The sequence below is a fragment of the Archangium sp. genome (genome assembly GCF_036389735.1).
GTDB lineage: Bacteria > Myxococcota > Myxococcia > Myxococcales > Myxococcaceae > Archangium.
Genome location: NZ_DASVWK010000128.1, coordinates 1 through 5,134, shown reverse-complemented (window position 1 = coordinate 5,134; position 5,134 = coordinate 1). Strand labels below are relative to the sequence as shown.

Below are 5,134 nucleotides of genomic sequence, written 5' to 3'. Positions count from 1 at the left end.
GGAAACCTCGTCGTCGACACCCTGCCGGATCCGGTCCCCGCCAAGGGGCAGGTGCTGGTCAAGACGCTGGCCTGCGGCATCTGCGGTTCCGACCTGCACGCCGTCAAGCACGCCCATCCCTTCGTCGACTCGCTGCGGCGCGCGGGCGCTCCGGAGATCATGGATCTCTCGCGTGACATCGTGTTGGGCCACGAGTTCTGCGCCGAGGTGATCGACTACGGCCCCGGCACCGAGCGCCGGCTGCGGCCCGGAACGCGGGTGACCTGCGTTCCGCTCACGTTCGGAGCGGACGGCGTGCGGACCATCGGGTACTCGAACGTGCTGCCAGGAGGCTTCGGGCAGATGATGCTGCTCGATCCGGCGCTCCTCCAGGAGGTCCCCAACGGGCTGTCCACCGAGCATGCCGCCCTGGTCGAGCCGATGTCCGTGGGCATCCACGCCGTGGCCAAGGCCGCGTTCCAGGGAGGAGAGGTGCCGCTCGTGATCGGCTGCGGCCCGGTGGGGCTGGCGGTCATCGCGGCCCTCAAGCTCAAGGGCGTGGGGCCCATCCTCGCCGCGGACTATTCGCGCGCCCGCCGCACGCTGGCGGAGAAGATGGGGGCGGAGGTCGTCATCGATCCCGCCCAGCGCTCGCCCTATGAAATCTGGGCGGAGCACGCGACGCCCCAGCGGCGCTCCGCGGTGCTCTTCGAGTGCGTGGGTGTGCCGGGCATGCTCCAGCAGTTGATCACGGGGGCCCCACCGGCCTCCCGCATCGTCGTGGTGGGCGTGTGCATGCAGTTCGATCAGTACGACCCGATGGTGGCCATCTACAAGGAGCTTCAAATCCAATACTCCCTGGCCTACACGCCCGAGGAGTTCGCGCGCACCCTGCGCCACGTGTCGGAGGGGGAGATCGACGTGGCGCCGCTCATCACCGGCCGCGTCGCGCTCGACGAGGTGAAACAGGCGTTCGACGTGCTGGCCACTCCCGAGTGGCACGCGAAGATCCTGGTGGAGCCCTGGAGCTGATGCGGCGAGGGCTCGGGCTCGCCCTGCTGGCGGCGCTGGGGCTCCACGCCGCCACGAAAGGACAGGCGCGCCTGCCCGAGCTGCTGTGGATCTGCCATGTCGCCTCCACCCTCCTGGCCGTGGGGCTGCTGGCCTCGGTCCAGGGGTTGGTGGCGCTCGGTTTCCTGATCCATGTTGGCATGGGGATGCCGGCCTTCCTGATCGACGTGGCTTTCGGAGAGCGGCCATCGCCGACGTCCTGGCTGGTGCACCTCCTCCCGCTGGTGGCGGGGGGGGTGGCGCTGCGCCATACGGGCCTCCCGCCTCGCACCTGGCTGGCGGCCTGGGGCGCCGTGCTCATCCTGCTCGCCGTGAGCATCCTGCTCACGCCTCCAGCGCTCAACATCAACCTGGTCCACGAGGCCTGGGGACCCACGAAGGACGTGCTCCCGGGCGTGTGGCCCGTGCGCGTCTTCCACGCCTTGGAGGCCCTGGGCCTGCTCTTCGGCGCGGAGCTGTTGCTCCAGCGCGTTTATAAGAGGGACACATGAGCACCCGGCTGCACACGACGACGAGCCTCTGCTCGAGCTGCAAGCGCACCGTCCCCGCCGAGCTGTGGCGGCGCGGAGAGCAAGTGGTGATGGCCAAGGTATGCCCCGAGCACGGCCCGGCGGAGGTGGTCGTCTCCTCGGACGCGGGTTGGTACGAGCAGGTGATGGCGTACCCACCGGAGCTGGTGGCGCCGGCCGCGCGCAAGGCGGTCTCCCAGGGCTGCCCCTACGACTGCGGTCCCTGCACGAAGCACGAGCAGCGGCTGCAACTGCCCATCGTGCCCATCACCTCGGCGTGCAACCTCGACTGCCCCATCTGCTACACGCACAACAAGAACGCGGGCGCCTGGCACATGAGCGAGGAGGAGTTGCGCTCCCTCCTCCGGCACCTCCGCCTGGCCGCGCCCGAGCGGCGCATCATCAACCTCACCGGTGGCGAGCCCACGCAGCATCCGGCCTTCGAGCGGCTGGTGGAGCTGTGCCACGAGGAGGGCATCCGCCGCATCACCCTCTCCACGCACGGCATGCGCTTCCTCAAGGACGAGTGGCTGCTGGAGAAGCTCGCCCGGCTGGACGCGCGCGTCATCCTCTCATTCGACTCGTTCGAGAAGCAGGCCAACCGGGACATGCTGGGCGGAGACTTCGCGGCGCCCAAGCAGCGCGTGCTGGCCCTGCTGGAGAAGCACCACGTCAACACCACGCTGTTGCCCGTGCTCGCACGCGGAGTGAACGACCACGAGGTGGCCCGTTTCATCGAGCTCGCGCTGTCCAAGGACTTCATCCGCAGCCTGGAATTGCACACACTCACCTTCACCGGGCAAAGCGGTGCGTCCTTCTCTCGCGGCGCGCGGTACACCACCGTGGACGTGCTGAAGGACATCGAGCGGCAGACCGGGGGGAAGCTGCGCGTGCGGGACTTCGTGCCCTCTCCCGCGGCGCACCCGCTCTGCTACCTCGTCACCTATGTGCTGCGGCTCGGGCCGGAGCGCTGGCTGCCCTTCACGCGCTTCATGGACTGGAAGGATCTGCGCGCCCTGTTTGGCGGCGCGCTCTACCTGGAGCCCGGGCCGGAGCTGGAGGGCCGGCTCCAGGATCTCATCAACCGGCTATGGGCGGGAGAGATCGCCTGCGAGGAGCGTGACGAGGTGCTCGCGGCGCTCAAGCGGCTGACGCAAGAACTCTTCGCACCGGGGCTCTCCGAGGAGGAGCGGCTGCGCATCGCCGAGGCCAACACCAAGGCGCTGTATGTCCATGCGCACATGGACGAGGAGACGTTCGACACGGATCGCATCCGCGCCTGCCCCGTGGGGGTGCGCGAGCCAGATGGCACCAATGTGCCTTCCTGCGCCTACAACGTGCTCTACCGTGAGCGCGATTCGCGTTTCATGAAAGTGCCTCGACCGCCGCTGCACACCCTCGGATCCGGCCGGAAGTAGACTGGCCCGGCCAGCGTCAGGCGGTGCGCCCTTGTCGCTTGGCCTCGGCCAGGTTGACGAAGGTCCTCACCGAGAACAGCGCGAGGATCTGCACCGGGCGCAAGCCCGGCTTGATGCGGTCGGCTGCCTCGGGCATCAGCTCGCGCAGCCGGGCGAGGCCCGCCTCGGAGATGACTCCCGCCGGGGCGAACTCCTCGTCCGACATGTCCCCGCGCGCCGCGCGCTCCATCTCGCCGCGGGTGATTTGGATGCCGAAGGCGCGCTCCAGCTTGAAGACGATGTCGAGGAAGTCGAGCGACTCGGCGCCCAGGTCCTCCATCAGGTTGTGCTCGGGTTGGACCTCGGAGACGTCCCGGGCGAGTGCCTCGGCGATGACCTCGCGGACCACCTGGACCACGTCCTTCTCCACCTGCTGCGCGGGCTGCGTCATGGCGAGTCCTCTCCGGGCGCATCTTCGAACCACGTCACCACCCGGTCCAGCCCCTTGCGCGGCTGGACCTGGGGAGTCTCGGCGGGCCAGCCCAGGGCGATGGCTCCCACCATCCTCCAGGGCTCGCGGATGTCCAACAGGGCGCCGATGCGGTCCTTCGCGACCATCGGCCCCGCCATCCAGCATGCCCCCAGACCCTCGGCATGCGCCTGGACGAGCAGCGCCATGCAGGCGGCGCTCGTGGAGCACAGCTCGGCCTGCATCGCGCTCGCGGTGTGGAAGTCCTTCGGGTTGGCGCCTCCGGACTCCAGCAGGTTGGCGATGAGGTCCGGGTACTCCCGGTACTGCGGCACCACGATGGCCGCCGCGCTCTCCAGCGGCTCGTGGAAGAAGTCGCCGTAGTTGCCGAAGTCCTCCGCGTGGTGGCCCCGGCGGATGATGGCCTTCATCTCCTCGGCGCGCTCCCGGACGGCGGTGGCGATGGCCTGGCGCTGGCGGGCGCTCGTCACCACGGCGAAGCGCCACGGCTGGCGGTTGGTGTTCGAGGGCGCGGTCGTCGCGGCCAGCATCAACCGCTCCAGCACCTCGCGCCCGATGGGGTCGGCTCGGAAGTTCCGCACGCTGCGGCGCGTGCGCAGCCAGCCCAGCATGTCCTCTCCGGTCTTCATTCCAGCTTGAACCCTCCATCCACGTTCCACACCTGGCCGGTGACATAGCTCGCCTCGTCACCACAGAGGAAGGCGACGACGCGGGCCACCTCCTCGGGGCGTCCGAGGCGGCGCAGGAGGACGCGGCGCTTCAGCTCCTCGGGCGCGAGCGCCTGGAGATCGGACGTCATGTCCGTCTCGATGAGGCCGGGCGCCACCGCGTTCACGCGGATGCCTCGGGGGGCGAGCTCCACCGCCAGGGCCCGGGTGAAGGACTCCACCGCCCCCTTGGAGGCGGCGTAGTTGCTCTGCCCCCGGCCGGGGCGCTGCGCGGACACCGAGGAGAGCGTGACGATGGAGCCCCGTCGACGCGCCATCATCCGCCGGCTCGCCTCGCGGCAGCAGTTCACCACGCCGTCCAGGTTGACCCGGAGGACGGAGTCGAAGTCGGAGGGCTCGCTCGCGCCCAGCAGCGTGTCCCGGGTGGTGCCGGCGTTGCACACCAGCACCGAGGGCTCTCCGAGCGTCTCCTCCAGGCGCCGGAACATCTCGGCCACCTCGGAGGCGGAGGAGACGTCCGCGCGCAGGGCGAGGGCTTCCACGCCGAGTGCCTCGAGTGCCTCCACCATCTCGGCGGCCCGGGCCTCGTTCTGGAGGAAGTTGATGCCCACCGCGTGGCCACGCTTCGCCAGCTCCAGCGCGATGGCGCGGCCGATTCCTCGCGAGGCTCCAGTGACGAGTGCAACGGGTCGAGTCATGGCTCTACCTCTCCCGAGTCATCACTGCTTCGGCTTCAGCATCGTGAGCACCTGGGTGAACGTCCTGTCTCCGTTGGGGGTGGTGGCCAGCACACCCGTCGCACCCAGGTAGGCGCCCGAGCCACCGACGATCGGGATCTGCGAGGTGCCAGTATCGGCTTCCCGGCCCGCGACCGTGATGGTGCCGTCGGCCATCGTGAGCGTCCACTGACACTCATTGAATTTGCCGGGCAGGGTACGGACGCAGAAGCCGCTGTTCTCGCCGATGACCTCTCGGGCCTCGTTCAACAACGGCTGGTCGAACACGAACATGTCGCCCGGC

General features: G+C 69.3%; 7 protein-coding genes. 3 read left to right on the top strand and 4 right to left on the bottom strand.

Features of this window, described 5'->3' with window-relative positions:
* The 3 genes from VF794_RS04940 to VF794_RS04930 form a co-directional block, all read left to right on the top strand.
* A partial coding sequence (locus tag VF794_RS04940) for a zinc-binding dehydrogenase (protein ID WP_331108016.1) occupies window positions 1–1,011 on the top strand: 1,011 nt, incomplete at its 5' end.
* Window positions 1,011–1,541 (top strand): hypothetical protein, encoded by a 531-nt coding sequence (locus VF794_RS04935; protein ID WP_331108015.1) that lies wholly within the window; start codon window positions 1,011–1,013, stop codon window positions 1,539–1,541. The genes VF794_RS04940 and VF794_RS04935, both read left to right, overlap by 1 nt.
* Window positions 1,538–2,977, top strand: coding sequence for a radical SAM protein (locus VF794_RS04930; RefSeq protein ID WP_331108014.1), 1,440 nt, complete (start codon window positions 1,538–1,540; stop codon window positions 2,975–2,977). Before VF794_RS04935 ends, VF794_RS04930 begins: the two co-directional genes overlap by 4 nt.
* A gap of 16 nt (window positions 2,978–2,993) precedes the next feature.
* Here the strand turns inward: VF794_RS04930 and VF794_RS04925 are convergent, their stop codons facing one another.
* The 4 genes from VF794_RS04925 to VF794_RS04910 form a co-directional block, all read right to left on the bottom strand.
* On the bottom strand, window positions 2,994–3,407 hold the full coding sequence (locus VF794_RS04925; RefSeq protein WP_331108013.1) for a phosphopantetheine-binding protein: 414 nt from the start codon (window positions 3,405–3,407) through the stop codon (window positions 2,994–2,996).
* The gene (locus tag VF794_RS04920; protein WP_331108012.1) at window positions 3,404–4,075 is read right to left on the bottom strand and encodes a nitroreductase family protein; all 672 of its coding nucleotides are present in this window, start codon (window positions 4,073–4,075) and stop codon (window positions 3,404–3,406) included. Before VF794_RS04920 ends, VF794_RS04925 begins: the two co-directional genes overlap by 4 nt.
* On the bottom strand, window positions 4,072–4,812 hold the full coding sequence (gene fabG / locus VF794_RS04915; RefSeq protein ID WP_331108011.1) for a 3-oxoacyl-ACP reductase FabG: 741 nt from the start codon (window positions 4,810–4,812) through the stop codon (window positions 4,072–4,074). The genes VF794_RS04920 and fabG overlap by 4 nt, the downstream gene beginning before the upstream one ends.
* A gap of 21 nt (window positions 4,813–4,833) precedes the next feature.
* Window positions 4,834–5,134 (bottom strand): dirigent protein (locus VF794_RS04910; protein WP_331108010.1); only part of this gene is annotated, 301 nt, incomplete at its 5' end.

Bases quoted from the DNA above. Each gene is read 5' to 3' on its own strand.
- VF794_RS04935 (WP_331108015.1), top strand. From the start codon at position 1,011: ATGCGGCGAGGGCTCGGGCTCGCCCTGCTGGCGGCGCTGGGGCTCCAC.
- VF794_RS04930 (WP_331108014.1), top strand. From the start codon at position 1,538: ATGAGCACCCGGCTGCACACGACGACGAGCCTCTGCTCGAGCTGCAAG.
- VF794_RS04925 (WP_331108013.1), bottom strand. From the start codon at position 3,407: ATGACGCAGCCCGCGCAGCAGGTGGAGAAGGACGTGGTCCAGGTGGTC.
- VF794_RS04920 (WP_331108012.1), bottom strand. From the start codon at position 4,075: ATGAAGACCGGAGAGGACATGCTGGGCTGGCTGCGCACGCGCCGCAGC.
- fabG (WP_331108011.1), bottom strand. From the start codon at position 4,812: ATGACTCGACCCGTTGCACTCGTCACTGGAGCCTCGCGAGGAATCGGC.